Source organism: Salinivibrio sp. ES.052, assembly GCF_900141775.1.
GTDB lineage: Bacteria > Pseudomonadota > Gammaproteobacteria > Enterobacterales > Vibrionaceae > Salinivibrio.
Genome location: NZ_FSRI01000001.1, coordinates 1,494,236 through 1,519,295 on the forward strand (window position 1 = coordinate 1,494,236; position 25,060 = coordinate 1,519,295).

General features: G+C 49.5%; 22 protein-coding genes and 3 tRNA genes. 9 read left to right on the top strand and 16 right to left on the bottom strand.

Annotated features, from left to right (window positions below; all coding sequences use genetic code 11):
* Window positions 1-1,545: a tripartite tricarboxylate transporter permease gene (locus BUQ98_RS06855; RefSeq protein ID WP_074213094.1), complete on the top strand. Its 1,545-nt coding sequence runs from the start codon at window positions 1-3 to the stop codon at window positions 1,543-1,545.
* Window positions 1,546-1,570: 25 nt separating this feature from the next.
* Here BUQ98_RS06855 and BUQ98_RS06860 read toward each other — a convergent pair whose 3' ends face one another.
* Together BUQ98_RS06860 and dbpA are read right to left on the bottom strand one after the other, a co-directional pair.
* Window positions 1,571-2,065 carry a DUF1003 domain-containing protein gene (locus BUQ98_RS06860; protein WP_074213095.1) on the bottom strand — a complete coding sequence of 165 codons (495 nt, stop codon included), beginning with the start codon at window positions 2,063-2,065 and terminating at the stop codon, window positions 1,571-1,573.
* A gap of 123 nt (window positions 2,066-2,188) precedes the next feature.
* The gene (dbpA, locus tag BUQ98_RS06865; RefSeq protein ID WP_074213616.1) at window positions 2,189-3,571 is read right to left on the bottom strand and encodes an ATP-dependent RNA helicase DbpA; all 1,383 of its coding nucleotides are present in this window, start codon (window positions 3,569-3,571) and stop codon (window positions 2,189-2,191) included.
* Between the two features lie 238 nt (window positions 3,572-3,809).
* Here dbpA and BUQ98_RS06870 point away from each other — a divergent pair, with 238 nt between their 5' ends.
* Window positions 3,810-4,241, top strand: coding sequence for an acyl-CoA thioesterase (locus tag BUQ98_RS06870; protein WP_254813886.1), 432 nt, complete (start codon window positions 3,810-3,812; stop codon window positions 4,239-4,241).
* 5 nt (window positions 4,242-4,246) lie between these two features.
* Here the strand turns inward: BUQ98_RS06870 and BUQ98_RS06875 are convergent, their stop codons facing one another.
* Window positions 4,247-4,771 carry an RES family NAD+ phosphorylase gene (locus BUQ98_RS06875; protein WP_074213096.1) on the bottom strand — a complete coding sequence of 175 codons (525 nt, stop codon included), beginning with the start codon at window positions 4,769-4,771 and terminating at the stop codon, window positions 4,247-4,249.
* A gap of 182 nt (window positions 4,772-4,953) precedes the next feature.
* On the opposite strand from BUQ98_RS06875, the gene queC reads away from it, so the two are divergent.
* On the top strand, window positions 4,954-5,649 hold the full coding sequence (queC, locus tag BUQ98_RS06880) for a 7-cyano-7-deazaguanine synthase QueC (RefSeq protein ID WP_074213097.1): 696 nt from the start codon (window positions 4,954-4,956) through the stop codon (window positions 5,647-5,649).
* An 85-nt stretch (window positions 5,650-5,734) separates the two neighbouring features.
* Here the strand turns inward: queC and BUQ98_RS06885 are convergent, their stop codons facing one another.
* Window positions 5,735-8,884, bottom strand: a complete 3,150-nt coding sequence (locus BUQ98_RS06885) for a multidrug efflux RND transporter permease subunit (RefSeq protein ID WP_074213098.1) — start codon at window positions 8,882-8,884, stop codon at window positions 5,735-5,737.
* Entirely contained in the window at window positions 8,885-10,006 is a 1,122-nt protein-coding gene (locus BUQ98_RS06890) for an efflux RND transporter periplasmic adaptor subunit (protein ID WP_074213099.1), read from the bottom strand.
* A 286-nt stretch (window positions 10,007-10,292) separates the two neighbouring features.
* Between BUQ98_RS06890 and BUQ98_RS06895 the strand changes: the two genes are divergently transcribed.
* The 3 genes from BUQ98_RS06895 (at window position 10,293) to BUQ98_RS06905 (ending at window position 10,591) form a co-directional block, all read left to right on the top strand.
* Window positions 10,293-10,377 (top strand) — tRNA-Tyr (locus tag BUQ98_RS06895).
* Window positions 10,378-10,399: 22 nt separating this feature from the next.
* Window positions 10,400-10,484 (top strand) — tRNA-Tyr (locus BUQ98_RS06900).
* A gap of 22 nt (window positions 10,485-10,506) precedes the next feature.
* Window positions 10,507-10,591, top strand: a tRNA-Tyr gene (locus tag BUQ98_RS06905).
* 53 nt (window positions 10,592-10,644) lie between these two features.
* Here the strand turns inward: BUQ98_RS06905 and BUQ98_RS06910 are convergent.
* Window positions 10,645-11,613, bottom strand: a complete 969-nt coding sequence (locus tag BUQ98_RS06910; RefSeq protein WP_074213100.1) for a glutathione S-transferase family protein — start codon at window positions 11,611-11,613, stop codon at window positions 10,645-10,647.
* A 294-nt stretch (window positions 11,614-11,907) separates the two neighbouring features.
* Here BUQ98_RS06910 and BUQ98_RS06915 point away from each other — a divergent pair, with 294 nt between their 5' ends.
* Complete coding sequence (locus BUQ98_RS06915) at window positions 11,908-13,812, top strand: methyl-accepting chemotaxis protein (RefSeq protein WP_175566293.1); 1,905 nt, start codon at window positions 11,908-11,910, stop codon at window positions 13,810-13,812.
* 57 nt (window positions 13,813-13,869) lie between these two features.
* Here BUQ98_RS06915 and arsJ read toward each other — a convergent pair whose 3' ends face one another.
* The 5 genes from arsJ to BUQ98_RS06940 form a co-directional block, all read right to left on the bottom strand.
* Window positions 13,870-15,087, bottom strand: a complete 1,218-nt coding sequence (gene arsJ, locus BUQ98_RS06920) for an organoarsenical effux MFS transporter ArsJ (RefSeq protein WP_074213618.1) — start codon at window positions 15,085-15,087, stop codon at window positions 13,870-13,872.
* Between the two features lie 73 nt (window positions 15,088-15,160).
* Entirely contained in the window at window positions 15,161-16,168 is a 1,008-nt protein-coding gene (locus BUQ98_RS06925; RefSeq protein ID WP_074213102.1) for an ArsJ-associated glyceraldehyde-3-phosphate dehydrogenase, read from the bottom strand.
* Window positions 16,169-16,179: 11 nt separating this feature from the next.
* A complete protein-coding gene (locus tag BUQ98_RS06930) occupies window positions 16,180-16,521 on the bottom strand; it encodes a metalloregulator ArsR/SmtB family transcription factor (protein ID WP_074213103.1) in 342 nt (113 codons plus the stop codon).
* Window positions 16,522-16,627: 106 nt separating this feature from the next.
* A complete protein-coding gene (gene arsB, locus BUQ98_RS06935; RefSeq protein WP_074213104.1) occupies window positions 16,628-17,689 on the bottom strand; it encodes an ACR3 family arsenite efflux transporter in 1,062 nt (353 codons plus the stop codon).
* A 64-nt stretch (window positions 17,690-17,753) separates the two neighbouring features.
* A complete protein-coding gene (locus BUQ98_RS06940) occupies window positions 17,754-18,089 on the bottom strand; it encodes a metalloregulator ArsR/SmtB family transcription factor (protein ID WP_074213105.1) in 336 nt (111 codons plus the stop codon).
* A gap of 546 nt (window positions 18,090-18,635) precedes the next feature.
* Here BUQ98_RS06940 and BUQ98_RS16925 point away from each other — a divergent pair.
* Both BUQ98_RS16925 and xthA read left to right on the top strand, forming a co-directional pair.
* Window positions 18,636-18,836, top strand: a complete 201-nt coding sequence (locus BUQ98_RS16925) for a hypothetical protein (RefSeq protein ID WP_139294654.1) — start codon at window positions 18,636-18,638, stop codon at window positions 18,834-18,836.
* 134 nt (window positions 18,837-18,970) lie between these two features.
* Window positions 18,971-19,774, top strand: a complete 804-nt coding sequence (gene xthA / locus BUQ98_RS06950) for an exodeoxyribonuclease III (RefSeq protein ID WP_074213107.1) — start codon at window positions 18,971-18,973, stop codon at window positions 19,772-19,774.
* 131 nt (window positions 19,775-19,905) lie between these two features.
* Here xthA and BUQ98_RS06955 read toward each other — a convergent pair whose 3' ends face one another.
* The 5 genes from BUQ98_RS06955 to BUQ98_RS06975 all read right to left on the bottom strand — a co-directional run bounded on the left by BUQ98_RS06955 (window position 19,906) and on the right by BUQ98_RS06975 (window position 24,564).
* Window positions 19,906-20,583: an ABC transporter permease gene (locus BUQ98_RS06955; RefSeq protein WP_021024004.1), complete on the bottom strand. Its 678-nt coding sequence runs from the start codon at window positions 20,581-20,583 to the stop codon at window positions 19,906-19,908.
* A gap of 6 nt (window positions 20,584-20,589) precedes the next feature.
* The gene (locus BUQ98_RS06960; protein WP_074213108.1) at window positions 20,590-21,330 is read right to left on the bottom strand and encodes an ABC transporter permease; all 741 of its coding nucleotides are present in this window, start codon (window positions 21,328-21,330) and stop codon (window positions 20,590-20,592) included.
* A gap of 38 nt (window positions 21,331-21,368) precedes the next feature.
* On the bottom strand, window positions 21,369-22,145 hold the full coding sequence (locus tag BUQ98_RS06965) for an ABC transporter substrate-binding protein (RefSeq protein WP_074213109.1): 777 nt from the start codon (window positions 22,143-22,145) through the stop codon (window positions 21,369-21,371).
* A gap of 84 nt (window positions 22,146-22,229) precedes the next feature.
* A complete protein-coding gene (locus BUQ98_RS06970; RefSeq protein WP_074213110.1) occupies window positions 22,230-23,000 on the bottom strand; it encodes an ABC transporter ATP-binding protein in 771 nt (256 codons plus the stop codon).
* 406 nt (window positions 23,001-23,406) lie between these two features.
* The gene (locus BUQ98_RS06975) at window positions 23,407-24,564 is read right to left on the bottom strand and encodes a tetratricopeptide repeat protein (RefSeq protein WP_074213111.1); all 1,158 of its coding nucleotides are present in this window, start codon (window positions 24,562-24,564) and stop codon (window positions 23,407-23,409) included.
* Window positions 24,565-25,060 lie beyond the last annotated feature (496 nt).

Genomic DNA, 25,060 nt, shown 5'->3' on the forward strand with positions numbered 1-25,060 from the left:
ATGTTTGATGGAATTATGTCTGGGCTTGGTACTGCTATCATGCCCTTCAACTTACTCATGGTAATTGTTGGCTGCTTTGCCGGCACCTTTATAGGGATGTTACCCGGACTCGGCCCCATTTCAGCGATTGCCCTAATGATCCCGATCACTTACGGGCTCGACCCATCATCCGGTATTATTCTGATGGCTGGCGTTTACTACGGTGCCGTTTTTGGCGGATCGACTTCCTCCATTCTTATCAACGCTCCGGGATGTGCCAGTACCGTTGTGACCGCGTTTGACGGTTATCCATTGGCGCAACAAAAACAAGCTGGAAAAGCCTTGGCGCTTGCCGCCTATTCCTCTTTCACCGGTGGCACGATCGGCGCCATCATCTTACTCTTTGCCGCGCCTGCGCTAGCAAAAGTATCTTTGAGTTTTCAATCCAGTGACTACTTTGCACTTATGGTGCTGGGACTCACTGCTGTGGCTGCATTTTCCGGTAAAGGGCGCGTGCTTAAAGCCATGATGATGACTGTCTTTGGCCTGATGATCGCGACAGTTGGCATTGATGTGATGTCAGGCAGCCCACGATTTACCTTTGGAAATGTCGATTTAATTGATGGTATCAGCTTCTTATTACTAGCAATGGCAACCTTTGCATTAACGGAAGTTGTGATGACAGTGCTGAGGGGGGAGCACAAAGAAAAAGACGCGCAGATCGATATGACCTCACTCGGCAGCATGAAGCTAAGCAAAGAAGAAATAAAACACGTCGCCCCGACCGTCGGTCGTTCATCATTTTTTGGCTTTCTTGTTGGCGTATTACCCGGCGCAGGCGCAACGATCGCCGCCTTTTTAAGCTATGGCATGGAAAGAAACTTTGCGCCTAAGGCACTTAAAGAAAGATTTGGGCGCGGAGCGTTGCGTGGGCTTGCCGCCCCAGAGTCTGCTAACAATGCCGCCTCGACAGGATCCTTTGTTCCTCTACTTACGCTTGGTATTCCGGGCTCTGGCACGACCGCCATTATGCTCGGGGCACTAATCGCTTATGGCATTCAACCCGGTCCACGCCTTTTTATCGACAATCCTGATGTGTTCTGGTCCGTGATTATCTCGATGTACTTCGGTAATCTGGTTTTGTTAATTCTCAACCTACCGCTGATCCCTTACATCTCTCGTCTGTTGGTGATCCCACGCCCCGTTTTAATCCCATTGATATTGTTTTTCTCCATCACGGGCGTTTATCTGGTCAGTTTTAATGCCTTCGATATCCAAATGATGGTCGTCATCACCATCATCGCCACCTTTTTGAAACTGCTAGACTTTCCAATGGCTCCCATGCTTTTAGGGTTTATTCTAGGCGATATATTGGAGAAAAATCTTAGCCGTACACTGACACTGACGGATGGTAGCTATGCATTCCTATGGGAAAGGCCACTAACACTTACCATCATGCTGTTAGCGGTACTCGCTTTGTTACTGCCTGGCTTTATCGCCGTCTGGGATAAAAAACGAGGTAAGAAAAGCAGTACAACCCAAGCGACCGAGCACGCGACAGATTGATAAAACGCACAAAAGTATTAATGCGCTAGTCCGTATCTTTATCTATCCGCGTCTGCAGGGCATCAAACTTGTCGTGCAGGCGCATTAGTTCAAGCTCGAGTTTTAGATTGATTTCGTAGGTGGCTTTTTGCTCCATCCTGTCTTTTGCCGCTTGGCGGTTTTGCGACATCATGATGATCGGCGCTTGGAAAGCCGCCAGACTGGATAACCCAAGGTTCAGTAAAATAAAGGGATAGGGATCGAATGACGCGTCTCCCACTAACCAAACCGTATTCACGACAATCCAGCCTATGATGAATGCGAAGAAAAGTCCGATAAATGACCAAGAACCGCCAAATGAGGCAATTTTATCCGCCACCATTTGCCCGGTGGTCAGACTTTCGTGAAAAGACTTGTTGACGTTCTCAGACACTGCGGTGCTATTGGCAATGCTTTCAATAACTTTTTGTTCTCCCGAGCTAAGGCTACCAAATGGCTGGCCGAGCAAAGCTTTGGCTAAGTTCTCGAAATATTTTTTCATCTGTGACTCCATGTCAACGTGCACGATACCAATAAGGCATCGTGCAGACTTAATCATTAAGCGATTGAAATAGAGTAGATTAACTTAGAGGCTTAGCAAGCAGAGTATCCTTTATCATACAAACTAAATCCGGCGGGCGCGAATAGTGCGACCTTTAACTTTTCCATCATTGAGTTTACGCAATGCGGCTTTGACGCAGGATTGTGACACAGCAATAAACGCCACATTGTCGAGCACATTGATTTTTCCGACCTGCTTACCGTCAATGCCTTCTTGGCCGGTCAGCGCGCCCAAAATATCACCCGCGCGTACTTTTTGTTTCTTGCCTGAGTCAATCATCAAGGTTGCCATCTCAGGTTGATAAGGCGCGGTGTCGAGCAGGTGCTGCGGCGGCAGGGCTTCGGGGAGAAAATCGCGGTCATACTGATCGCCAATCAATGCTAGTTTATAGTGCTCAGCATCGCCATATAGCGAACACGCCACGCCTTTTTTGCCCGCACGACCGGTACGGCCGACGCGGTGAACGTGGGTTTGCGGATCGTGGGCGAGTTGATAGTTGATCACCATATCCATGTCATCAATATCTAAGCCTCGCGCAGCGACATCGGTCGCCACCAGTACAGAGGCACTTTTGTTGGCAAATTTTACCAAGGTGCGCTCTCGGCCACGCTGTTCAATATCGCCATGCAAGGCGACGGCGCTAAAACCATCGTCTTCTAAATCGTCACACACTTGTTGTGTTTGTGCTTTGGTATTACAAAATACCACACAGCTTTGCGGTTGAAAGTTCAGTAACAGTAACTTTAACGCCTGATAACGCTGCTTGTTATCATCGACCTTGTAAACGTGTTGTGTGATCGTGCTCTGCGTTTGCGTGTCTTCCACTTTCACCGATACAGGGTGACTTAACACACGCTGAGCGATGGTCTTTATTGCCGGCGGGAAGGTGGCGCTGAACAGTAAGGTTTGACGCTGCGTGGGTACGTCCGCAATGATGGCATCCAAGGTATCTTGGAAGCCCATATCCAGCATCTGATCGGCTTCATCCAACACCAAGGTCTCAACATCATCAAGGCGCAAGGTGCCTTTGCGTAAATGATCATCCACACGCCCCGGAGTGCCGACAATAATGTGTGCACCATGCTCCAGCGAGCCAATTTGTGGGCCAATCGATACACCACCACACAGCGTCAGTACTTTGACGTTATGGCGGCCACGCGCCAACTTACGCATATCTTCAGCCACTTGCTCGGCCAGTTCGCGCGTGGGGCATAACACCAGTGACTGAATCCGAAAACGTTTCACATTCAGTTTGGCTAACACGCCAAGGCTAAACGCCGCCGTTTTCCCCGAGCCTGTTTTTGCTTGGGCAATAATGTCTTTGCCACTGAGCACAGACGGTAAGCTCTGCGCCTGAATCGGAGTCATTTCGGTGTAACCCAGCGTCGCCAAGTTATCGAGTAAATCAGCAGGTAACGCGAGCGAGGAAAAAGCAGTATCAGTCAAAGTCGTATCCACAGCAAAAGTAAACCAGGCCAAGCAAGGCCAAAAAGGGGACGTATCATACCAGAGTCTGATTGCTGCCACATTAACCAATTAGCACCACACACTTGATAACCGCTTTGTCGCCTCATGTATTTTGTTACGTAATTGTTAGACCAAGCTCCGTATTTACCTTTGCGCGGCTTGTCTTGTCATTGTGCTTGGTGTGCAATCAAGACACACAATTAAGGAGGATTGTCTTGTGGCAAATATCCCAGTAGAAAACTACCCGCTCTCTCATACGCAGGCGATTGTCTGGAACGACATGGATGCCCTGCAACACATCAATAACACCGTGTACTTTCGCTATTTTGAAGATGTACGTGTGGTGATGCTTGAAAAACTGGAAGTATTCGAGCTAGCCAAACGGCTGCATGTAGGCCCCGTGGTCGCCTCAACCCGCTGCGATTATCGCGCCCCTTTGGTGTATCCAGATACCATCACCACCGTCGCTTGGGTCGAGGATATTCAAGAAAAGCGCTATGCGATGAAGTATGAAATCTACAGTCACAATCAAGAACGCTGTGTGGCCGAGGGCGAGGCCTTGATTGTCTATTGCGATTTTAAAACCGGTAAAAGCTGCCCTATCCCAGCCGAGACGCTCGAAGGGTTAAAAGCCTTTGTGGCGAAATAGTAACTTTATTCCAAACTAATCTCTTCAGGCTCGCCCACTCTGGTCACGGACGGCGCGCCTGGGGCGTTCCAGCGAAACAAGGTGATATGCCAAGTGCTGGGATCTTTTCGCGACGGGTCAATTAAGCCAATTTCATTACCACTTCTCAGCGTATCGGCCACCAACCAACTGGATGATGATTCGCCTTTTACTAAGGAGGCTTGCCAATCAATGCTGGATAAGGCTTTGTATTGCTGAAGTTCAGGATGACGCAAATCCACCAGCTCACAGGGGTCAACCTGATACCGCACAAGCACGCGTGGCGTTGTGATCTGGCTGGCGTACTTTTGCATTGCCACGCGCGCACTCTCTACACTCTCGGTCAAATACAGCGCACTTTCGCCCTGACGATTATACCGACCGTTCGGTCTGTCTTTACTTTCTCGCATCAAGGCAGCGTCGATGTGCTCAGGGTGACACACTCTGACAAAAATACCCGAGATAGGCGTGCGGCACAGAAAGGGGATAGCTTGCGGTTCAAGTCCGTCCATGACTTGTGAATGTCCTTTATAAATCAACCATCAAGGCGTAGCTTAGCAAACAAAGAGGGGGGCAAATTGCGTGCTGACTAACGGATTGCATCATCGCGTCTGGCTTGCTGTCGATACCGCACAGGGGTACCATCCGTGCTCTGTGTAACACTGGGTAAGTAGCACCGCCAAAGGACAAACTGATGAAAAAAGCCGTTGTGGTATTTAGCGGAGGACAGGATTCAACCACCTGTTTGATTCAAGCGCAGGCAGCGTACGACGAAGTGCATTGCCTCACGTTCGACTATAACCAGCGCCACAAACAAGAAATTGATGTTGCCCGTGAGATTGCTGCAAACCGCAACGTCAGTGCGCACAAGGTACTGGATGTTGGTTTGCTCAATGAATTGGCGATTAGCTCGCTCACACGCGACAACATTCCCGTTTCCAATGCGCTGAACGAAAACGGCCTGCCCAATTCCTTTGTGCCGGGACGTAATATCTTGTTTTTGACTTTAGCGGGTATCTACGCCTATCAAATTGGCGCTGAGGCGGTGATCACCGGTGTCTGCGAAACTGACTTTTCTGGCTACCCTGATTGTCGCAATGATTTTATTCAATCAATGCAGCAAGCCCTTGAGCAAGGCATGGACAGAAAACTCGCGTTGGTCACACCACTGATGTGGCTGAATAAAGCCGAGACTTGGGCACTGGCCGACCAGTATCACGCCCTCGATTTTGTGCGCGACCACACCCTAACCTGTTATAACGGTATTAAAGGCACGGGCTGTGGTGAGTGTCCAGCCTGTCACTTACGTCAGCGTGGCTTAGATGAGTACCTCGCCAACCAAGCGGACGTTCAAGCCACACTGCAGCGAAAACAAGCCGAAAACGCGTAACTGCGCGCATCCACTGGCAGCGACAAGAAATAAAAAACCGCCTCACAATGAAGAGGCGGTTTTTGTATCGAGAATACAACAGCGGTTATTTATGCGGCTCATCATGCGGATGGGTATCAAACTCACCATGACTGGCCCGATGCACAGTTTCCACCGCGAGCGCTTTATCCAACTGCTGTGCCACATACTCAGGCGAGTGAGTATGAATGGAGAGCAGACGATACATCGCAGGGATTACCAACAAGGTAACAAAGGTCGCAAAGGCCATGCCGGTGAAGATCACCGTTCCAACCGCGATACGACTTTCCGCCCCCGCACCGGTGGAGAGGATCAGTGGGATCATCCCTGCCAAGGTGGTAAACGCCGTCATCAGAATCGGTCGCAAGCGACGGACTGACGCATCGATAATCGCTTTTTCAAATGCAATGCCACGGTCACGCAGTTGGTTAGCAAACTCCACGATCAAAATACCGTTTTTAGTCACCATCCCAATCAGCATAATCAAACCAATTTGGCTGTAGATATTGATCCCTTGGTTGGTCAGCCATAGGCCTAAAAAGCCGCCTAGCATCCCCATAGGCACCGTCAACATCACCACCAAGGGGTTAATAAAGCTTTCAAATTGCGCCGCTAACACCAAGTACGAAACCAAGAGCGCTAACCCAAACACCACCAGCACACTGGTTTGGTTGTCACGAAAATCTTTCGACTCCCCTGAATAGCCCACCGAGATATCGGCCGGCAGGTTCTCAGCCGCGATTTTATCCAGATAATCAAGCGCTTGACCCAGTGTCACATCCTCGCCTAAGTGCGCCGATAAAGTGATCGACTTTTGCTTGTTAGTATGGCTTAAACGCTGCGCGGACGCTGTTTCTTCCACCGTAGTCACTGCATCGAGCGAAACCAACTTGCCGCTGCGGCTACGCATATAAATACGGGTAAGATCCCCTTTGCTGCTAAAGGCCTTTTCATCGCCGCGCACATACACATCGTATTCTTCACCGCGATCCACATAGCTGGTCTGTGCCCGGCCACCAAGCATCACCTCTAAGGTATCGGAAACATCCCGCACCGAAATCCCAAGTTCAGCGGCGCGACGACGGTCTACTTTGACCACTAGCTCAGGGGTATTTTGGTTGTAGTCGTAATCGGGGCTGTCAATCATGCCCGCCTCGCGACCCATTTCGCCCAGCTTCTCGGCCCAGCGATGAAGCTCAGGGTAGTCCGGACCACTTAATACAAACTGCACGGGCTCTGAACTGCCACCCCCAAAGCCGGGCGCAAACGGGAACACTTGCACATCTGGCACACCGTTTAACACCTGACGCACTTCTCCGAGAATGGCTTGAGCGGAGCGATCGCGCTCATCCCAATCCGGCAATAGCATGATCACAAAGCCTGTTTGATCGCCGGCCCGACCACCAAACGCTGGTGTTTGTAAGCTGACCGAGCTCAGAGTCCCCGCATCGACCAAAGGCATTAAGCGCTGCTCAATTTGCTCGATATTGCCCACCATACGGTTGTACGCGGTACCTTCTGCCCCCTTCACAAATGCCAACAGTACCCCGCGATCTTCTTGTGGCACTAATTGCGACGGTAAGTGCTGCATCAATACGCCACTGCCGCCAATACAAAGTAGAATCACTACAGGTGCTACCCAACGCCAACGCAGTACATGCCCCAACGCGCGTCGATAGTAACTTTCAAGCACATCAAACCCACGGGTGATCACGCGATTCACAGGACTGGATGTTACATTTAAGCGTAGCAATTTACTGCCAAGCACCGGCGTGAGCGTCAACGCGATTAAGGACGAACAGAGCACGGTGACGGCGAGCATCACTGCAAACTCGGTGAACAACTTACCAATCATGCCATCCATGTAGGTAATGGGGAGGAACACCATCACCAACACCGCGGTGGTGGCGATCACTGCAAAACCCACCTCCCGTGCGCCACGGTAAGCGGCCACCAAGGGTTTATCGCCTTGTTGTAAGTGGTGGAAGATATTTTCGACCACCACAATGGCATCATCCACCACCAAGCCAATCGCCAAAATCAACGCCATCAAGGTCAGCAGATTGATTGAGAACCCAAGAGCAGAGGCCACAATAAACGCCGAAATCAAGGATACGGGCACAGTCACGGCCGGGATGAGTGTCGCACGTGCTTGGCCAATAAAGATATACAGCACCAATACCACCAATGCGCCCGTTATAAATAAGGTGCTATACACCTCTTCAATCGAGCGCTCGATAAACACAGTGGTGTCATAGTCCACCCATAAGCGCGTGCCTTCAGGCAGAAAGGCCTGCATTTCATCGACCAGCTTATGCGCCCGATCAGAAATATCGAGTGGGTTAGCGTCTGATTGCGGGATCAGCGCCAAACTTAAATTATTGATGCCGTTGTTTTTGTAGGTGGCATCTTCGTTACGTGAGCCAATCGCCACCTCCGCCACATCCGACAAGTAAATCGCAGTGCCGTTCGCCGTGGTGCGTACCACCAGTTGGTTAAAATCCGCCGCATCACGATACAAACGATCGCTACGCACCGGCATGGTCATCACGTCATTACGAATTTCTCCACCCGGGCTCTCTAAGTTTTCATCACGTAATGCGTCAAGAATATCTTGGGTGGTGACACCATGCCCCGCCATTTGGGTGGGATCCAGCTTCACATACATCACCTTATACAGCGCGCCGTATAAATCGACGGAGCTCACCCCAGAGATCAAACTGAACCTGTCTTCCAGCGTACGCTGCGCGTATTCCGTGAGTTGGTTGCGGTCCATCTCAGACGAGGCCAAGTTGATATAGACAGCCGCTTCACCGGTGCCGTTGTCTTTATACACAATCGGATCGTTGGCATCATCAGGCAGTCCCCCTTGTGCGCGCGCCACGGCATCGCGCACATCGCTCACCCCTTCGGTCAGCGGGTGATCCAGCTTAAATTCCACCGTTACGCGCGATGAACCGTTACGACTGACAGATGTGATTTCATCAATACCACTGATCCCAGACAGTTCATCCTCAATTAACTGAGTGACCTGGCTTTCCATAATACTGGCCGAGGCCCCTGAGTAACCGGTATAAATACTCACCACCGGGCTATCGATATCTGGCATCTCACGCACAGAGAGAGTCGAAAACGACACAGCACCAAAGACACATAACAGCAAACTTAAAACAATCGCCATCACTGGCCGTTTTACAGAGACATCAGACAACCACATTTAGCTGGCCTCCGTCTCAGACGCGGTATCATCGATACGGCTTTGGTCATCACCTTGATCTTTTGGCCGTTCTGCATTTAAAACAGACACTTGTGCACCATCACGCATATTAACCAAACCTTGCACCACAATATGCTGACCAGGTTCAAGCCCTTTACTCACCACTACTTGGTTATCAATCCGTGCACCCAGTGTAATTTCAGTACGATGGGCGATACCTTCGTCATCCACGCGAAACACATAACGGCGTGTTCCTGAGTATTGCAGGGCTTGTACGGGCACGATCACCGCCTGCTGTTTCGGCAGCGTCAATTTGGCTTCCATCAACATACCCGGCTGCAATTTTCTTTCGGGGTTGTTCAGCGCCACGCGTGCACTTACTGAAAGCGCATCCAGGTTGACACGCGAATCCACGACACTGATTTTGCCGGTAAAGGCCTGATCTGGCCAAGCTTGTGACGTCACAGTCACCGGCATTTGAGGGTATAAACGGCTAAAGTACTGCTCTGGGACTTGTATGTCTAAGTTCATGCGCGAGAGATTATCCAGGCTGAATAAGGTTTCACCCACATCTACACGCTGACCGACGCTAAGATCAAACAATCCTATCCGCCCTGAAAATGGCGCAACCAATCGGTGATCATCTAAATCAGATTGCGCAGATTGCAAACGGGCCTTGGCAATATTGACACTGGCTTGCTGTGCTTCTAGTTCGGTTTGTGTCAACGCACCACGCTGCGCGAGTTTGGTGTACTCTTTTAGCTTACGCTGTTCATCATTGAGGTAAGCCGACGCTTCCAATACGGCGGCTTGTGCTTTCGCGCGATTAAAGGTGACCAAAGGCGCGCCTTTTTGCACCGTCTCGCCCGGTTTTACGTGCACGGTTTCAATGCGTGCCGACACCTCTGATTCGATATTAATCTGCTGGTGGGCTTTGACATTCCCTACCAACGACAACGACGGCGCAATCGGTTTGGTTTCAACTTGTGCCGTCATCACGTCCACAGAGCGCGCACTTGGCGCTGGCGCCGCAGCGTCTTCGCTCACCGGCTTCGATCCGCCCCACAGCCAGAAAGCAATCCCCGCCAACATAACGACGCCTAATAGCATCCCTTTTTTCATTGCATCACACCTTATGTTTTTAATAGCACTAGTGTACTGATCTACTTTTTTTTGTCCTTAAAGAATTGTAAAGACGTTGTTTTTTATAGTTATTACATACAAATCTGAGAGTTAACTAGACGGAGTTAAGACTGTGAGAAATCAAGCAGGTTTCAAAAAACGATAAAAACTACACTTACTATCCGATTTAGTCCCCAAGGCGTTGAAAAAAGCACCAACCAACAGCTGAGATAGAGAAAACCCTTTACAGAGCCAATCGGTTTGGTAAGATTCGCCTCGTTCTCGTGGTGGAGTTCCCGAGCGGTCAAAGGGATCAGACTGTAAATCTGACGGCTCAGCCTTCGAAGGTTCGAATCCTTCCTCCACCACCAACTTTACAAAGCAAGACTCCGTGGTGGAGTTCCCGAGTGGTCAAAGGGATCAGACTGTAAATCTGACGGCTCAGCCTTCGAAGGTTCAAATCCTTCCTCCACCACCAACTTTACAAAGCAAGACTCCGTGGTGGAGTTCCCGAGTGGTCAAAGGGATCAGACTGTAAATCTGACGGCTCAGCCTTCGAAGGTTCAAATCCTTCCTCCACCACCATATTTAAGGGCCAGCATCTGCTGGCCCTTTTTCGTTCTATCTGTTCCTATTAACTAGCCATTTAAAGCAGCACGACCATGCGGTAGCCATAAATCTTGCTCAGGGCCTTTGGGAACAATGCGCGTTGGGTTGATGTTGCCGTGGCTATAATAGTAATGGGTTTTAATATGATGCATGTCGACCGTGTCAGCCACGCCTGGCACTTGGAATAACTCTTTCATATAACAAAATAAATTGCAGTAATCAGCGATACGTTGCTTGTTACACTTAAAGTGGCCCACATAGACAGGGTCAAAACGAATCAAAGTCGTGAACAGCCGCCAATCGGCTTCAGTGATCTGATCGCCTGCCAAATATCGATTGCGGCTTAAATGATCGTCCAATACCGTTAATGCGCTAAAAAGTTGATCAAACGCATCTTCGTATGCGTCTTGCTCAGTGGCAAACCCGCATTTATAAACGCCATTATTCACGTTCGGGTAAACAAACTCATTCCACTGATCGATCGCCGCGCGCAAGTTTTCTGGGTAGTAATCGTCATAATTACCCGTAATGGCATTAAACGCCGAGTTAAACATCCGAATGATATCGGCCGATTCATTACTAACAATCGTCTGGGTTTGCTTATCCCATAAAATCGGCACGGTGACTCGACCCGTGTAGTCAGACTTCGCTTTGGTATATAGCTGATGTGCGTAGTCAAAACCATATAAAGGCTCTGGCTCTGAGAAAGTCCAACCATGCTCCAGCATTTCAGGCGCGACGACCGTAACCGCTATATGAGGCTCAAGTCCTTTTAAATGGCGCATAATCAGGGTGCGATGCGCCCACGGACAGGCGAGAGAGACAAACAGATGGTATCGGCCCGATTCAGCGTGAAAGCCCGCATCACCACTTGCGCCAGCTTGCCCATCAGCGGTCACCCAATGGCGAAACCCCGCATCTTCACGAACAAAACGACCACCCGACGACTTGGTGTCATACCACACATCATGCCAAACACCGTCAATTAGTTTTCCCATATGTCCTCCTTTTGCTGCCACCAGTATAAGAAGCATCAATGAGAAAGTCGGCAGACCCACTTGTTGGAGTTATTCGAAAAAGCTGATCAAGTGCTTATTTTAAACCGTGTATTCATTTCTCCCGTGCTCTTTTTCGTTGTCATATCGAATAAAGACCCACCTCTGCATAAAACTTGTCAATATAAACCCAGATATTTCACCCCATTTCCAAGCTGAAAATGATAAAGCCGCTATAGTAAAAGAGTCTTGTCATCACAGTATGGGCTTATAATGAAATGGATGTATAACCTTAAAATGCGACTGAAACTCATGATCGCATTTGGTATTTTGGTATTATTAACCGCTCTGGTCACGCTGAATGCTGTTACTGGCGTTGCCCAACTCAATGACGAAGTCTCGGCCGCTGATGACCTCAATCGGATCGTCAAATACATAAAAGAAGTGCGGATCACCGAAAAGAATTTCATCTTACGCAGCGATAGCCGTTATGTATCTGAAATAAAACAACTGACCGACACTATCAATCAGCAAACGGCAACCACCAAAGCAAAAGTCAGCGATAAAGAAACACAAACCCTACTGACGAAAATCATGGCAGAAAACAAAGCTTACCAAGCTGCCATGGACCAGTATGTAGCGCAATTTGATAAGCTCGAACAAGCCGAGTCGAGTATGCGCGATCAAGCGCGGCGCGTTGAGCAGGCACTGATCGATATTCGCCAAACACAAAAAGATAAAGTCGAACGCTACCTCGCCCAAGGGCGATCGCCAGACGAGATCATCGCTACGCTGAAAGTCGCCGATGAGGCAAATCGCTTAATTAAATGGATGCTCGAATCTCGTCGTGCAGAAAAAAACTTCATCCTTTCTAGCGACGGACAATTTACCGATGCGATCAATACAACCTTGATCGATATGAGTAACCTCATCAACACCCTACCGGACGAGATTGATACCTCACGAGTGAGCCAAGGGGTAGAAGCCTATCGCAACGCTTTCCAAACCTATGTGAACGCCTATCAGCAGCGCCGCTCAATTAATGACACCATGTTAACCAAGGCCAGAGCGGTGGAAGATCTCGCCGAGAAAGGCCGCGACATGGGGAAACAGAAACTGGCTAAAAACGAACAAACCATGTTAGTGACCAACCTCGTACTAGCGGGCGTTGCCATTACGATCGGTGTCGCTGTCTCGTGGCTGATGACCGCGATGATCGTGCCACCTTTACAACGAGCGGTCGAAGCTAGCCAGAAAATTGCCAATGGCGATTTGAGTGTGAATATCGCCACCGATAGAAAAGACGAAATTGGTGAGCTACTCGGATCCATTTCCACCATGTCGACCCGCCTAAAAACAATGATTGGTGATTTGTCTGACAACATCACCCGCATCGCCAACTCTTCAGAGGAGCTATCTTCGCTGACTAACGAAACCTCCAACGGGGTTAAAACACAGAAACAAGATATTGAACAAGTTGCCGCGGCTGCCACACAAATGAGCGCCTCAGCGCAAGAAGTGGCCCATAAAGCGGAAGCAACCTCGGACTCGGCACATCAAGCTAACGACCAAGCACAGCGCGGTAATACTTTAGTAGGCACCACTGTGACAGGTATTTCGACACTGGCTGATGCTATTGGGCAATCTGAGTCAGTGATCAACACCGTCAAAGATGATAGCGAGAACATTGCCTCTATTTTGGATGTCATTAAAGGCATCTCGGATCAAACTAACTTACTGGCACTTAATGCGGCGATTGAAGCCGCACGGGCAGGTGAGCAAGGCCGAGGCTTTGCGGTGGTTGCGGATGAAGTCCGTTCACTGGCACAAAAAACCCAAGAGTCGACTGTCGAGATCGAGAAAATGATCGAAACCCTCAAAGCAGGCGCCGAGTCGGCGGTGAGTGAAATGGTGAAAAGTAAACAGCAAGTCGGAGAAGTGGTTGAACAAACCGAACAAGTGCGTGAAGCCCTTGAATCCATTTCGTCAGAAATTAGCAATATCACGGAAATGAACACTCAAATAGCACAAGCCGTGAAAGAGCAAGGACACGCGGCGGAAGATGTCAGCCAACGCATGAATACCATTCAAGATGTGGCCGACCAAACGTCGCAAGCGTCCGAGCAGACCTCGGTGGCCAGTCAAGACTTGGCATCAGTCGGTGAAGAGCTGCGTCGCCTCAGTACCGTGTTTAAATGGTAACCGAAATGCCACCCAGTCCACTGGGTGGCATTTTTCACAGGTCTGTCATGACGAAGGCTACAGAGGTTGCGGTTGACGATTCGGTAACCACAGTGAAATCACCGTGGTGATCAGTAAAAATACAAACGACACCCAAAGACACGCGGCGAGTCCCCAGACTTGAAAAACCCAACCGGATAACACGGTGCCAATTAAGCGTCCCATCGCATTTGCCATGTAATAAAAGCCCACATCTAGCGACACCCCATCGCCATTAGCATAGCTGACAATCAAGTAGGAATGCAGCGAGGAATTAACGGCAAAAATGGCCCCGAACACCATGAGACCAACGATAATCACCCCTTGCGGATACCACTGCTCACCAATCGCGTAAGCAATCGCACCGGTCACTACAGCGAGCGCCAATGCCCAACCTAACGCTGCTTTGCCGCCAGGCGAATGGCCAGATTGGCGCCCAGTAATTTTCGGGGCAACGCCTTGCACCACGCCGTAACCAATCACCCAAACCGCAAGGAACCCCCCGACCATACTGTGGCTCCAGCCAAAGGTGGTGCCAAGATAAATCGGTAACGCCACCACAAACCAGACATCTCGGGCGCCAAAGAGGAACATCCGTGCGGCGGAGAGAATGTTCACGCTGCGCGATTTAGAAAAGATTTCCGAAAACTTGGGCTGACTTTTGGCTTTCCCCAAATCGGCATGGAGCGATACCAGACTGCCGATAAACACCAAGACCAATACACCCGCCATGGCTGCCACTGCGTACTGAAAGCCAATCAGAGAGAGCAGTGCGCCACCAACAAAAAAGCCCACACCTTTGAGTGCATTCTTCGAACCCGTCAAGATCGCAATCCACTTAAACAACGCTCCCTGTGCGTCGTCAGGCACTAAGGTTTTAATCGCGCTTTTAGCGCTCATTTTATTCAGATCTTTCGCAATCCCAGACAAGGCTTGAGCAGCCATCACCCAGGGAATGGTGAGCCAAACGGCTGGCACGGCTAACATGGCAAGCGCGATAATTTGCATGCCAAGGCCAATATTCATGGTGCGATTGAGGCCTAAACGCGCACCGAGCCATCCACCGATAAGGTTGGTGACCACCCCGAAGAATTCGTAAAACAAAAACAGCGAGGCGATTTCTAACGTGCCGTAGCCCAACTCATAAAAATACAGCACCACCAGCATCCGCAGTGCGCCGTCGGTGATGGTAAAATTCCAATAGTTAAAGGTGACCAGCATATACTGGCGCACGGATTGGCTTAATTGAGCAAACATAGTGGTCATCGATTCACATACAAAAAAGGGCGATGCGGCACGGGGCACGCATCGCTACCCTATAAAAAAGCGATTACTGATCAACGCCGCCGACGTTGCGCACCAACTCAGCGGTGCGCGTGGCATACCCCATTTCGTTGTCATACCACGCATAGATTTTGACCATACGCTTACCCACCACCATGGTGGATAAACCATCGACAATGGTGGAGCGCTGATCGCCACGGTAATCAATCGAGACTAACGGACGCGCCTCAAAGCCAAGAATGCCGTTGAGCTCGCCGTCCGCGGCTTCTTGCAGCAGGGCGTTCACCTCATCAGCAGTGGTATCGGTTTCCACGTCAAAGATCACATCCGTCAGCGACGCATTGGCGAGTGGTACACGCACCGCATGGCCATTAATCTTGCCTTTTAGATCCGGGAAAATTTCCACGATGGCGGTCGCCGATCCTGTGGTGGTCGGGATCAAGCTCATACCGCACGCGCGGGCACGACGTAAGTCTTTATGCGGCGCATCTAAAATCGTTTGAGTATTGGTTAAATCATGAATGGTGGTGAAGGTCGACTGCGCAATTCCCAGTTTTTCATGGATCACTTTCACAATCGGAGCCAAGCAGTTCGTGGTACACGACGCTGCGGTAACGATTCGATGTTTACTCGGTTCAAATATCGCGTCATTCACTCCCACCACAATATTCGCCACTCGCTCATCTTTGACTGGCGCAGAGACAACCACACGCTTTACGCCTTGGTCCAAGTATTTTTGCAGCAAATCCGCGTCACGGTGTTTTCCTGTGGCCTCAATCACCACATCGCAGCCTGACCAATCGACTGCATCAATCGCTTTTTCTTGGCTTGTCGTCAGTGTTTGACCGTTAATCTGGATACGGTTGCCTTCGGTATTCACCGCGTGATACCAGCGCCCTTGTACCGAGTCAAACTCCAGCAAATGCGCCAGCGTTTCCGTATCTCCCGCCACATCATTAATGTGCACAAATTCGAGCTCTGGCCAATCAAATGCGGCCCGCAGTGCCAAGCGGCCGATACGACCAAACCCATTGATCCCGACTTTAATTGTCATTGCCTTCTCCTTTACACGCAGCAGGTGGGGCGAGACGCCATCTTGGCAAGCCGCGTGATATCTTCTTGATAAGTATCTTTTAGGCAGTTGGAGTCCACCAGCCCTTGAATTTGTTTGCGCATCCAGCCGGGTAAATCGGCAGCTAAACGATAAAACACCCACTGCCCTTGGCGCGTATCAACCAACACACCGCAGGCACGTAATTGCGCCAAGTGGCGTGAAATCTTCGGCTGCGAGGTGTCCAGCGCTTCGGTGAGCTCGCACACACATAACTGCCCTTCACGAGCAATTAACAGCAAACACCGCACGCGCGTTTCATCGGCCAATAATTTGAAAAACTGGTGAGGCAACATAGGCTCTCTCATAACGCTTTACTAAATGCATATATGGATATGCGCATATTAATAGACCCAAACATGCATGCAACTGGGACAGGCAGGAATTCATAAAAGCTTCATATTAAATCGTATAACGCCGCTTCATCCTTAGCGCGACATTCACCAAGGCAATCAATACGGGCACTTCTACCAGTGGCCCTATCACCCCCGCAAAGGCTTGATCAGAGTGAATGCCAAATACCGCGATCGCCACCGCAATGGCTAACTCAAAGTTATTGCCAGATGAAGTAAACGCAATTGACGCATTACGGTCATACGGGATCCCCAATTTTTTGCCCACAAAGAAGCTAATAAAGAACATCAACACAAAGTAGGTCACTAGCGGTACAGCGATACGCAACACATCAAGCGGCAACGCAATAATCGCTTCCCCTTTGAGGCTAAACATCAACACAATGGTCGCCAACAAAGCGATTAACGTCATCGGTGAGATACGTGGCAGAAAGACATCTTCGTACCATTGCTCACCCTTTTTAGCGACCAACACGGCTCGTGATAGGTAACCCGCTACAAAAGGGATACCCAAGTAAATCAGCACACTTTGTGCGATTTCCCCCATGGTGACATCCACCACAAAACTTTGTAGGCCCAGCATGGGGGGTAAAACGGTGATAAATAGCCATGCCATCACACTGTAAGTCAGGATCTGAAATAAACTATTCAGTGCCACTAGGGCTGCGCCATACTCTTTGTTACCGCCACTGATATCGTTCCACACCAAGACCATGGCGATACAACGGGCAAGACCAATCAATATCACTCCCGCCATGTAGCCTGGCTCATCACGTAAAAACAGCACCGCCAGTGTGAACATCAGAATAGGGCCTACCACCCAGTTCATGATCAGCGACAGCGTGATGGCTTTTTTATCGCGCGTGACCGAGCCCAATAAACGATAATTCACTTTTGCCAATGGCGGATACATCATTAAGATCAAGCCAATCGCCAGCGGTACATTGGTGCTGCCGACCGATAAGCGCTCACTGAGGGTCGCCACTTCTGGATAAACCCACCCTATACTGACCCCTATGGCCATAGCGAGAAAAATCCATACCGTTAAATACCGATCAAGCCACCCCATCTTTTGGGCGGCCGACGGCGCACAGGTTTCAGATTGAGTCATATTACAAATCCTTGGTGATTACTGACGTTGAATAACAGGCACCCATCATGATGCGAGAGGTTAACTATTGATGATCCTCACAAGCCGTCTTTCCCTGCATCACAGGCGTGACAGGGCTCAGAAGCGAGGGATTATTGATGGCAGTGGTGCGCAAAACACCGCTCATCCACTCAGGTAAGGCTGGATGCAATTGGTAGTAGACCCACTTTCCTCGACGCTCTCCGACAACCAATTGGTGCTTACGTAGCTCCGCCAAATGCCGAGAAATCTTTGGTTGGCTTAGGGCTAACGCCTCCATCAGATCACATACGCATAGTTCACCGTGCTCTGACAGCAGCAAGAGAGAGGTGAGCCGAGTGGGCTCAGATAAGGCCTTGTAAAAAGTGAGTGTGTGACACATCTGCATTTTCTCTTTCCGATATATACGATTAATCATATATATGAAAAATCATATGTCAAATGACGTACAGTATGCAGACAGGTAACGTATCACGAGCAAATACACCTATTTAGCGACGAATCCGTGGTTATCTAAAAAACCCTTTACATCGTCATAAAATGCTGTAGTGTGACCAAAGCTCTAGATACGGAGCATCAAAAGACATCAAGTCAAAGTCGAGACAGACCACGCTATTTCCCGCATAGACTCTCTGCAGCAATCCACTTTCGCTTTTTTCCTAGATTGATAACCCGTTAACTGAACACTTTGCTATAAACCGTTCGTTGGCATCACTTTATCTACTGTGATGCGGAATCGACATGGGCTGACTCATTAGCGGCACATGCGATTGATTGCAACACGCGATAACTCGCCACGAACCTTTAAACCTATGGAGATCCAATATGGCTGCAACAAACGGCAGACTGCGTCACTGGTATCATTTACGCCGTGCGCAAACACAACCACAAACACCATCAACCACATTAAAATCAGTAAGGAACGCCATTGATAGTTAATTTTTCTCTTCCTAACCTTGCCAACTGGCAAGTCGCGATTCATCAGTTCAATGGGGATATTATCCTCAAGCATTTGCTTCATCGTCTTCCAGTTTTGTCTCAACCTACCCTGCGTTTTGACCCCCGCACCCAAGAAGGCGCGATTTTTAGTCAAGGTGAGTGCTTAGGCGCCTTTTCGATCGCAAGCTAACCTCCCCTTTTATTCACGTACCGCGCATTCTCGTCACTTTTCGCCGAGCATTGCATTGAGGCCGCCTTTCCGTTCATTGAACGAAGCTGGTAAAGTGTCTTGCTATTAACAAGACAACAAAGGCAGCCTCACACGTGAAAATCATCTCCTTTAATATCAACGGTATTCGTGCGCGTTTACATCAACTACAAGCCTTGATTGAAAAGCATCAACCTGACGTGATCGGGTTGCAAGAAACCAAGGTGCATGATGATGCCTTCCCGCTCGCCGACGTCGAAGCAATGGGTTATGAAGTGCACTTTCATGGCCAAAAAGCCCATTATGGCGTGGCAATGCTATGTAAAAAGTCCCCTATCAGCGTGCAAAAAGGCTTTCCTACTGATGACGAGGACGCTCAACGCCGGATGATCATGGCGACCTTTGAAGACGAAAACGGCAAGCCAATCACTGTGCTCAACGGTTACTTCCCGCAAGGGGAAAACCGCAGCCATGAAACCAAATTCCCCGCCAAGCGTAAGTTTTATCAAGACTTAATGACCTATTTAGCTGGCCGTGATCCGAGCGAGCAGTTGGTGGTGATGGGCGATATTAATATCAGCCCGAAAGACGATGATATCGGCATTGGTGAGCAAAATGCCAAACGCTGGTTACGCACCGGCAAGTGCTCATTCTTGCCCGAAGAGCGTGAGTGGCTGGGCACTCTGATGGACTGGGGGTTTGTTGACACCTTCCGTGCCCTGCATCCAAGCGTGAACGATCAGTTCTCGTGGTTTGACTACCGATCGCGCGGCTTTGATGATAACCGTGGCCTACGCATTGATGTGGTGTTAGCCACCCAAGATCTTGCCAGCCGCTGTATTGATGCGGGGATTGACTACGAGCTGCGCGGGATTGAAAAGCCCTCCGATCACGCGCCAATTTGGGCCACCTTTAAATAAGCCCCCGATTGGCACCGAAAGCGTGCTTAACAATGCCGCTTAATAGTATTACGCCGCAGCACGGCCATGCTGCGGCGTTTTTCGTTGATAGCGATAAGTCTGTGCTTATAGCGACGAGCCTGTAGTGAGCACTAACTTAATGGCCGCATATGACGTAAGAAGCGACGCTCGGCCAATCGGAACATCCAGAGGATGCTAAATGTCAGCGCCATATAAAATACACCGGCGGTCAAAAACGATTCAAACGGTGCATAATAGCGCGAATTCACAATCCGAGCCGCCCCAGTGAGATCAACAATGGTGATAATGCCCGCTACGGCTGAGCCATGTAGCATAAACACCACTTCGTTACTGTACGCCGGCAACGCACGACGCATCGCACTGGGCAAAATGATCCGTGAAAAGGCTTTATAAGGACTCATGCCATAGGCAATCGCCGCTTCCACTTCCCCTTTGGGCAAGCCATTGATGGCGCCACGAATAATTTCAGCGGTGTACGCGGCAGTGTTGAGAACGAACGCGACGAGCGCACAAAACCATGCATGTTGCCACAACGAGTCTTCAACATTGACCACTTGGCTTAACCCGTAGTAAATCAAATACAATTGGATCAGCAACGGTGTACCACGGAAAAAGTAGATAAACGCCCAAGCTGGATAACGCCACAAAGGGAATTGTGCATTGCGTGCCACCGCCACGGGTACCGCGACGAGTAAGCCAATCACTAGCGCTGACGCCACAAGCCAAACCGTGGTCCAGAGTCCATCAAGATAAATCGGCCAGGTCTCAAGTACTAACGAAAAATCCATGTGCACCTACCGCGTATGAATACTAAAGCGACGCTCCATCCAGCGCAGCCCGGTGGTCGAGATGCTGGTAAAGAGCAAGAAAATGAGCGCAACGGTAAAGTAAAAAGTAAATGGCATCTGGGTCGAGCCGGCTGCCAATGCGCCTTTACGCACCATATCATCGAGGCCAATAATGGAGACCAATGCGGTGGTTTTTAATAGCACCAGCCAGTTGTTGCCAAAACCGGGTAACGCATGACGGATCATCTGCGGTAATAAAATTCGACGAAACGCCAGACTGCTACTCATCCCATAAGCACGTGCGGCTTCCATTTCACCGGAGTCCACCGCCATGATAGCGCCACGGAAGGTTTCCGCCATGTAAGCACCAAAGATAAACCCGATGGTTAGGATCCCGGCAATAAATGGGCTCACATCAATATAGTCAGGTAAATAAGATGTCCAGTCGTGATTGGGATTTTGACCGGCCATGTATTCGTTCAGCCACTCATTCATGCCATATAAGCTGTTATTCAACAGCATTTGACCGCCGTAAAAAATCAGCATCATTAGCACCAGATCAGGGATCCCGCGTATGACCGTGGTATAGACCGTCGCTATCCCACGCAGCCAGCCAAATTTGGAGAGTTTCGCCAGTGCGCCCAGCATACCCAGTAGCATGGCAAGACCTAACGAGAGCAGCGCAACCTGAAGGGTCACCCATGCGCCTTCAAGCAGGGACCACTCGTAACCTTTCAAATCAATCATATGATTCGGGCAGCACTTTCATGCTGCCCGCCTGCCTATTACTCGCCGTAAACGTCGTAATCAAAGTACTTGGCAGCAATCTCGTCATACACGCCTTTTTCACGCAACGAATCGATCGCTTGGTTAAGCTTCTTGGTCAGTTCTTTGTCTTGCTTACGTGTCGCAATCCCAAAGCCGTCACCAAACCACTCAGGGTCAGTGAGCGATGGACCAATAAACTCAAACTCATCGCCGCCGTCTTTATCGAGCAAACCTTGTTGCAATGCAGAAGCATCACCCAAAATGGATTCAATACGGCCCGCTTTTAGATCAAGATAAGCTTCATCAAAGGTGCCATAACGGACGATATCAACCGCGTCGCCATAGTTATCAGTCAGGTATTTGTCGTGGGTGGTTGCACGTTGTACACCGATTTTCACACCCTCTAAGCCTTCTTTGGTAAAGGTCAGATCCGTGCCTTTTTCGGCCACAAATTTGTTAGGGATCAGCGCATACTTGTTGGTGAAATCAACTTTTCGCTTACGCTCTTCTGTGATCGACATCGCCGCGATGATGGCATCGTATTTACGTGCCAGCAGTGATGGAATAATGCCATCCCAATCCTGGGCCACAATCTTACACTTGGCTTGCATTTCCTCACACAGCGCATTGGCCATATCGACATCAAAGCCTTTGAGGTCACCTTCATTGGTGGTCCAGCTAAAAGGAGGATAGGCGCCTTCAATACCAAAACGTACGACCTTCCAATCCTTGGCTGCAACGGAGGTTGACCCAACCGCGGCCATCACGGCGGCGGCAACTAGCCATTTTTTCATTTTCCTGTCTCCTGTCGTTTTACGATGTTGTGTGGGCATCTGCCCAATTGCATGGTTATGCTATTGATAACTCTATTTAATTAATCAGTATATGGAGGAGATAAACTGCTGCAGGCGCTCTGACTCTGGCGCATCAAACAGCTCTTTCGGGTTGCCCTGCTCTTCCACCAACCCTTGATGCAAGAACATCACATGGTTCGACACATCGCGAGCAAAACTCATCTCATGCGTGACCACCAGCATCGTCCGCCCTTCCTCCGCTAACGAACGCATCACACCGAGGACTTCGCCTACTAGCTCAGGGTCAAGCGCGGACGTTGGCTCATCAAACAACAACACTTCTGGTTCGACAGCCAACGCGCGGGCTATCGCAGCACGTTGTTGCTGGCCGCCAGAAAGGTGTCCAGGATAGTAATCGCGTCGCTCGTAAAGCCCCACACGATGCAATAATGCCTCCGCTTCTTCAATCGCCTGCGCTTTGGGCACCCCAAGCACGTGAACCGGGGCTTCAATCACGTTTTGCATCACCGTCATATGTGACCACAAGTTAAACCCCTGAAAAACCATCGCTAGGCGCGAGCGAATACGCTGAACTTGTTTATCACTAACGGGAATAGGCTCTCCGGCACGGTTATTTTTCATTTTGATCAACTCGCCATTGACCCAAATTTCGCCGCCAGTTGGGGTTTCTAATAAATTGATACAGCGTAGGAACGTGCTTTTTCCTGACCCAGATGAGCCGATGATTGAGATGACGTCGCCACGGTGAGCGTCAAGAGAAATGCCTTTGAGAACTTGATGTTGGCCAAAGCTTTTTTTGAGTGACTTAACCTGTAGCGCTACTGCATCCGTCATGCGCTAACTCCTATCATCCGTGAAATCTACTGTGTTGAGTTTATGGACTGAAAATATCACCCCTTCCTATAATGAGCAACATTTTGTTAACCTCCATAAGGCTGTTATCATAGTCAATATTACTGCATAAAAAGTCAAACAAAAAATTAACTACTGAAAAAAACAACAAAGGCTTGGTTGGTGTAGGCTCACAAACTTATCGGCCAGTGTCCCATAAGTATAGGGGGTCAAGAGCGGAAGACGGCTGTTTTTCACTTATCAAGCGAATATCAATTCGCGTTGTAGGGAGGGGATAGAGATGCACTATTTTTATTTAATCGAGATATAAATATGTGACAAAAACTGTGAACACGCTGACATGCCCTCTATATAACGATACAAGAACATCTGCAATACTAGACAGAACTTAAGACGTACGCACCTCTCGCTGTTTTGCGCGCTTCGCTTTAAGAAGCTGCAACGTTTTACGCCAGCGCTCTGCAAGCCCTGATGGATCGCGCGCTTCCCACTGATCTAGCGCGTACTCTGCAAGCGCATAATCACCCGCTTTGATCGCACTGATCGATAACCATTGCCACAACATTCGATCATCTTTCAAGCCGTATGATAGCGCCACTTGTGCCGTATCAATAACCTCTTTCCAATGGCTTAACTGGTAAGCCAGCATCACTTGCAGTTTTAACGTCTGCTTGTCTGGCTCAGTCAAATTCACCTCACTGATACGATTGAGTGCAGCAACACGTTGACGGTCTTCAATCAGGTAGCGCACCATTAACAGTTGTTCATCTCTGGTCGGAACACGACCAAGCTGCTGTAAGCCTTGTCGCCAGTACAATAACGCTTGCTTCGGCTCATCGTCATCCAGGGATGATAAGGAGAGCGTACGGTACAGCGCAATATCCGCGTTGGCACGCGCAAGATACTGTCGCGCGGCTGAATGGGATCCGGCTTTAGCATGGGCACGCGCGGCTTGTTCTAACCACTTGGGCGCGATCGTCATATCACTGGTAAGTCTATCAAAGGTCGCTGCTGCCGATTCATAACGCGACAATGCCATCTCGCTCAGTGCTTTAGTTTGTAGCGTAAAACCATCAACCGCGTCTAATGTTTGAAGCTGCCGCGCATAATCGATCGCTACATCAAATCGAGACAGCGAATAAGCAGATTGCATCGCAAGACGCCCCGATGACGGTTGTAACGTATGCTGCTCGCTAAGTTGTCGGGCGTAGTTCAACACCTCCTTGTATTGATTGACGCGAAAGGCCAAACTGATCACCGCCGCGAGAGCATCGGCTTCACTCTCTTTATTGAGCGCGTTCAGCCCTAACGCCTCCTGATAAGCACGGTAGGCGGCGGCTCGTTGCCCAAGATAGAGGTGCGCGATGCCTTGTAGACGCCACAGCTCTGCACGTTGTGAGGGTGAGAGTGCCTGTTCACCTTGCTGAGTGAGTAAGCCCTCCGTATCAGAAACGGCTTGCTGATAGCGGCCCTCTTCAATGGATTCACTTACTGTCCCAATATCGGCCGCCTGTACCTGCGCGAGAGGCAATAGCAAACATAGCATCACTGCATACCTGCAATAGACAGGGATGATCGTTCGATAATCCGTGAAGGAGGGAAATAATCGCCGCACCATGAAGATCCATTTTTAGAGGACAATACTTCGACTATAACCTATCTTTTTTATTCACTACAGCGCACTTAAAGGCGTTGTCTTTATTTATTGACACAGGTTCAAGCGACACACCACTGGAGGATACACCTAAACAACATTATCTTGCTGTTTTGTGGCACATATTTATCGCCAACATCAGTAATTTAATTACAAAATAGCCGATTTAATGGCATGATAGTCGCGACAACAGGTCTAAAACCTCGGCATAAGCTGCCGTAGCACGTAAAAAAATTACACGGTAATGATCTAAGTCAACATTCGTGAACCACCCTGTTGTTAGCATGCTGATAACGAAACAGAACACGGCCACAAGGCCAGCGTTAAAAACAAACCAAGACTGGCTAAGTCGCTGTTTCGAAAGCTTTTGCTTTCTGTAGACGAGGAA

What these genes read in the sequence shown, in the direction of transcription:
- BUQ98_RS06855 (WP_074213094.1), top strand. Translation starts at nt 1, where the DNA reads ATGTTTGATGGAATTATGTCTGGGCTTGGTACTGCTATCATGCCCTTC.
- BUQ98_RS06860 (WP_074213095.1), bottom strand. Translation starts at nt 2,065, where the DNA reads ATGAAAAAATATTTCGAGAACTTAGCCAAAGCTTTGCTCGGCCAGCCA.
- BUQ98_RS06875 (WP_074213096.1), bottom strand. Translation starts at nt 4,771, where the DNA reads ATGGACGGACTTGAACCGCAAGCTATCCCCTTTCTGTGCCGCACGCCT.
- queC (WP_074213097.1), top strand. Translation starts at nt 4,954, where the DNA reads ATGAAAAAAGCCGTTGTGGTATTTAGCGGAGGACAGGATTCAACCACC.
- BUQ98_RS06885 (WP_074213098.1), bottom strand. Translation starts at nt 8,884, where the DNA reads ATGTGGTTGTCTGATGTCTCTGTAAAACGGCCAGTGATGGCGATTGTT.
- BUQ98_RS06890 (WP_074213099.1), bottom strand. Translation starts at nt 10,006, where the DNA reads ATGAAAAAAGGGATGCTATTAGGCGTCGTTATGTTGGCGGGGATTGCT.
- BUQ98_RS06910 (WP_074213100.1), bottom strand. Translation starts at nt 11,613, where the DNA reads ATGGGAAAACTAATTGACGGTGTTTGGCATGATGTGTGGTATGACACC.
- BUQ98_RS06915 (WP_175566293.1), top strand. Translation starts at nt 11,908, where the DNA reads ATGCGACTGAAACTCATGATCGCATTTGGTATTTTGGTATTATTAACC.
- arsJ (WP_074213618.1), bottom strand. Translation starts at nt 15,087, where the DNA reads ATGTTTGCTCAATTAAGCCAATCCGTGCGCCAGTATATGCTGGTCACC.
- BUQ98_RS06925 (WP_074213102.1), bottom strand. Translation starts at nt 16,168, where the DNA reads ATGACAATTAAAGTCGGGATCAATGGGTTTGGTCGTATCGGCCGCTTG.
- BUQ98_RS06930 (WP_074213103.1), bottom strand. Translation starts at nt 16,521, where the DNA reads ATGTTGCCTCACCAGTTTTTCAAATTATTGGCCGATGAAACGCGCGTG.
- arsB (WP_074213104.1), bottom strand. Translation starts at nt 17,689, where the DNA reads ATGACTCAATCTGAAACCTGTGCGCCGTCGGCCGCCCAAAAGATGGGG.
- BUQ98_RS06940 (WP_074213105.1), bottom strand. Translation starts at nt 18,089, where the DNA reads ATGTGTCACACACTCACTTTTTACAAGGCCTTATCTGAGCCCACTCGG.
- BUQ98_RS06955 (WP_021024004.1), bottom strand. Translation starts at nt 20,583, where the DNA reads ATGGATTTTTCGTTAGTACTTGAGACCTGGCCGATTTATCTTGATGGA.
- BUQ98_RS06960 (WP_074213108.1), bottom strand. Translation starts at nt 21,330, where the DNA reads ATGATTGATTTGAAAGGTTACGAGTGGTCCCTGCTTGAAGGCGCATGG.
- BUQ98_RS06965 (WP_074213109.1), bottom strand. Translation starts at nt 22,145, where the DNA reads ATGAAAAAATGGCTAGTTGCCGCCGCCGTGATGGCCGCGGTTGGGTCA.
- BUQ98_RS06970 (WP_074213110.1), bottom strand. Translation starts at nt 23,000, where the DNA reads ATGACGGATGCAGTAGCGCTACAGGTTAAGTCACTCAAAAAAAGCTTT.
- BUQ98_RS06975 (WP_074213111.1), bottom strand. Translation starts at nt 24,564, where the DNA reads ATGCTATGTTTGCTATTGCCTCTCGCGCAGGTACAGGCGGCCGATATT.